Source organism: Phytoactinopolyspora endophytica (assembly GCF_004138495.1).
Lineage (GTDB): Bacteria > Actinomycetota > Actinomycetes > Jiangellales > Jiangellaceae > Phytoactinopolyspora > Phytoactinopolyspora endophytica.
Window position 1 is genome coordinate 113,630 of record NZ_ML142861.1, and the last position, 1,770, is coordinate 115,399.

The 1,770-nt window shown below is 66.1% G+C and carries 2 protein-coding genes; one reads left to right on the top strand and one right to left on the bottom strand.

All coding sequences use genetic code 11. From position 1 onward, the window contains the following. Nucleotides 1-203: 203 nt before the first annotated feature. Complete coding sequence (gene wrbA, locus ELR45_RS22765) at nt 204-824, top strand: NAD(P)H:quinone oxidoreductase (protein ID WP_129668386.1); 621 nt, start codon at nt 204-206, stop codon at nt 822-824. Between the two features lie 31 nt (nt 825-855). Here wrbA and ELR45_RS22770 read toward each other — a convergent pair whose 3' ends face one another. Continuing rightward, nucleotides 856-1,695, bottom strand: a complete 840-nt coding sequence (locus ELR45_RS22770; protein WP_129668387.1) for a helix-turn-helix transcriptional regulator — start codon at nt 1,693-1,695, stop codon at nt 856-858. Nucleotides 1,696-1,770 lie beyond the last annotated feature (75 nt).

Consider the following 1,770-nt stretch of genomic DNA (forward strand, 5'->3'; position numbering starts at 1 on the left):
GCGCCATTGGACGCATGGACCGGAATCGCTACTCCGCAGGCCCTCAGACGGCAGGGCGGGCCGGATACATCGATCTGTCACCTTCGATCGACACATTGAAACTGGAAACTTTTCCGCTTAGTATAACCGGAGAAGTTTCCGGTTTCTTGGTCAGCTACCCGCTGCCCACCACCGAACCACCGCTATCAACAGGGAGAGACCACATGTCCGATCCGAGGATCACGATCGTCTACTACAGCTCCACGGGCACCATTCATGCGCTCGCCGCCGCGGTAGCCGAAGGAGCCGAGAAGGCGGGCGCGGAAACCCGGCTACGCCGAGTCCCCGAACTGGCGCCGGACGAGGTCGTCCAGAGTGTCTCCGCATGGCACGAACACCTGGAGTCCACCCGCGACGTCCCGGTGGCCACCCACGACGACCTCGAATGGGCAGACGGGTTCCTCTTCGGAACGCCGACCCGCTTCGGCAATGTCTCAGCCCAGCTGCGGCAGTTCATCGACACCCTCAGCCCTGCCTGGCAAGCCGGCGACCTCACGGACAAGGCCGCGAGCGGGTTCACCGCGGCCATTTCGCCACACGGCGGGCATGAGTCGACCTTGATCAGCCTGTATCAGACGTTCATGCACTGGGGCGCGATCATCGTCTCCCCCGGCTATATCGACGACGGCGCGAGCACGCACGTCGGCAATCCCTACGGGACCAGCGTGGTCGCGGGCGAGAACAGCCCTTCCGAGGGAGAGTTGGAAGCCGCGCGATTCCAGGGCCGGCGGGTCGCCGAGGTCGCCCGCGCGCTATCGGCATTGCGCCAGCCCGCGGCAGCGTGACCGGGACACACCTGCGGCTCCCATCCCGGATCTATCCCGGCGACGAGAGATTCTGCAGGCCCACCACCTTGAGCAGCGCAAGCGCCTGGTGCGACGGAGAGCCCGGGACAGCTGTGTAGAGCACCAGGCGCTGGTCCCGATCGGGGATGTACAAGGTTTCGCAGTCCAGATTCATCTCGCCCACCACCGGGTGGTCGATGTGCTTGGACGTGCTCCGCTGCACATTGATCTCGTGCTTCTTCCAGAGCTCACCGAAGAGCACGCTACTGGTGGACAGGTCGCTGATCAGCCGACGGATCTCGACGTCGTCGGGGTAACGGGCGGCCGCGGCACGCAGGTCGGCGACGACCTGCCGTCCGAACTCGACGTGTTCCGCTGCGAACGCCGCAGCCTCGGGCGCGAAGAAGCCTCGTAGCGAATTCAGCCGCGCGGGAGGCACTCCCGAGGGATCCGGCGACATCAGAGCGGCCCACATCGGGTTCCACGCAAGCACGTCGTACTTGGCGTCGACGACGACAGCCGGCGAGTCGTCCAACCGATCAAGGAGGTGAAGAATGCCGGCCGGCACGTCCGAGCGTGGCCCTGCACCGGGACGCGGCGCGCTACCGGCCAGATGGAACAGATGAGAGCGCTCGGCAGCGGAAAGCCGCAGAGCCTGGGACAGCGATTCCAGCACTTGCGGAGACGGGTGTGGTCCACGGGCTTGCTCAAGCCGGACGTAGTAGTCGACGGAGATCCTCGCCAGCTGGGCGACCTCTTCCCGGCGCAGTCCGGGTGTCCTGCGGTTTCCGCCGCTCGGCAGCCCGACGTCCTCCGGACGCACCCGGCCTCGCCTGCTCCGCAGGAAGGCAGCGAGCTCAGGACGGTCCATCGTTCCAGTATCGCCTTACGGCCCAGGCCGCGCCGTCGGCCATGGTGGTACCGCTGATCCCAGGTTCACGCGTGC